This window comes from Caballeronia sp., from assembly GCF_049581465.1.
GTDB lineage: Bacteria > Pseudomonadota > Gammaproteobacteria > Burkholderiales > Burkholderiaceae > Caballeronia.
In genome coordinates, this window is the sequence record NZ_JBAUSA010000762.1 from 1 (window position 1) to 2406 (window position 2406).

At 61.2% G+C, this 2406-nt stretch carries 2 pseudogenes; one reads left to right on the top strand and one right to left on the bottom strand.

What is annotated here, in order from left to right:
• Nucleotides 1–103: 103 nt before the first annotated feature.
• Nucleotides 104–1483, top strand: a pseudogene (locus tag WCA53_RS18845) (phage integrase family protein); the annotation flags it as partial.
• Nucleotides 1484–2138: 655 nt separating this feature from the next.
• On the opposite strand, the pseudogene WCA53_RS18850 reads toward WCA53_RS18845, so the two are convergent.
• Nucleotides 2139–2406, bottom strand: a pseudogene (locus WCA53_RS18850) (LysR family transcriptional regulator); the annotation flags it as partial.

A 2406-nucleotide genomic window follows, 5' to 3' on the forward strand; every position in this document is an offset into this window, starting at 1 on the left:
CTGAGGCGAATGGACGAATTTAATCGCACTTCGAGTGCGATTAAATTCGTCAACGCAAACCACCGCTGCCTTGCTGGACAAGGATTCCGGATTGACAGAATTACCTCGAACGACGATCACCGATGAGATTGCGCCCTGGCTGCCCCCACGCGCCGTGCGTGCGCTGCTCGCCCATGGCATCACGACGCTCGCCGAACTGACGCTGCGCATTCCGCGTCGCCGGCAGTGGTGGAAAGCGATCCCCAAGCTGGGACAAGACAGTGCCCGGCAGATGGAGGCGTTCTTTGCGGACCACTCGGTGCTCACCGACCGGGCTCGCGCGCTGATCACGTCCACCGGACCCGCGATCGTGGTGCCCTGGGAGAACGTGCGCCTGCCGCATGAAATCGACGGCTCATGCGGCGCCTTTCGCGCGCCGCGGGAAACCTGTGCGCTGGACGCGAACAACGATTACGACGCGGTGCAAACGTGGTTGTCATTGCACGAGTCACCGTCCACGCAGCGGGCCTACCGAAAAGAAGCCGAATGCCTGATCCTGTGGGCGATCGTCGAGCGTGGCCGAGCCCTGTCCTCCCTCACCACCGAAGACGCGATCGCGTACCGGGCGTTTCTGCGCCGGCCCACACCCCGCGCACGCTGGGTCGGACCCACGCGCGCGCGAACCTCACCGCAGTGGCGACCGTTTTTAGGCAATTTGGCACCGCGCTCGGTGGCTTACTCGATTCTGGTTCTCAGTGGGTTGTATCGCTGGCTGATCGAGCAGCGCTATGTGCTGGCCAATCCGTTCTCGGGCGTCAAGGTGCGTGGCACCGAGCGACAAGCCGCGCTGGATACGTCGCACGCCTTCACGGAGGGCGAATGGTTACTGCTTCGGACTATTGCAGACGGACTCGAGTGGTCGTACAGGTGGAAGGCGGACGCTGCACAACGTCTGCGCTTTTTGCTGGATTTTGCGTATGCAACCGGGCTGCGGGCGAGTGAACTCGTGAAGGTGACCCTGGGCGACATCCGCACCGACGCGCAAGGTGATCACTGGGTCAACCTGGTAGGCAAGGGTCAAAAGGCCGGCAAGGTCGCGCTCCCGTCGCTCGCGCGTGCCGCCTTGGATAGGTACCTGATCGAGCGTCAACTGCCGGTTTCGCCCGAGCGCTGGCAGCCCACGGTCGCACTGGTACCCAGCCTCAACGCGCACAGTACGGACGCGCTTAGCACCGTGCGCCTGTGGGCGATTTTGAGACGATTTTTCCAGGCGACAGCTAACCTCATTGAAGCAGAGAATCCCGCGTTCGCCGTGAAGCTACGACTGGCCGGGCCACACTGGATGAGGCACACGCACGCCACTCATGCGCTAAAACGAGGTGCACAACTGACATCCGTTCGTGACAACTTGCGTCACGCTTCCATTTCGACAACGTCAATCTATTTGCATAGCGACGAGGTCGAGCGAGCGAGACAGTTCCGGGATGCGTTCAAAGCGGGTTAGCACGTGTCGACAAGACTCGGGCGGTACACCGCTGCGCCGGTAAGCACTGCAAAAATATATGCCGCGGCGAACGGCGCAAGCCGAGGTACCGGTTCATCCTGTTCGGACACTGGGTCGGCGGCGTCGTTTTCTTACTTGATTAAACGGGGCCCCCGCTTTGAAAGCGTTGTGTGAGCCCGCGTAGAAGCGGGGCGGCGGTTCTTGTTAACGAGGCGGGTGCGCTAGACTGTTAGTCGCGTTTTAGACTCCAGCATTGCAGCCACGCCCTGCCCTACGCGCGGGACACGGGGAATCGAATGGCTCGCCGCATGTGCGATCCATCCCTGCTCGAAACCCGAGCAACCGTCATCGATCCACTCGGGACGCCGGGCCCTGGCGCCATCTAATCGGCAGCTTACTGAGCGCAGCAGCCATTCATTCCTTCGAGTCGCTTGGCAGGTCATCGGCCTTAACAGACGTTGAGGCGGCCTGGGTTCTATGTCGGCAATGCGGCAGATTGCTGACATAGACGGCATCGAGCAGCCGGACGGCAGCTTCCTGCATCGGCAAACTCACACTCCTGACCCCTTTCGGTCATTCACAGATTCGCTATTCGAGCGGCAGCTTTTGCAGGACCAACGGCCAGTGAATCCTTCGTTGGCTCTGTACGCGCAACTCAGACACGACAGGCTTGCGAAGCGCGCGCCGCGATCCTTGCCTCCACTGCGGCGAAGCGGTCGCGAACGATCTCAAACGCCCTCAGTGCTACAGGCACGAGCGTGCGTTCGACGTGACGCACGATACCCAGCGTCATGTCCATCACCAATGGTGGGTTCACGTCGAGCGCCACCACATCGCCGCTTTCCACTTTCGCGATCATTGCGAGGTCTATAGCGGGGACCACTGCATCACTGTGTTCCAGGATCGAGTGAACGGTACCGATG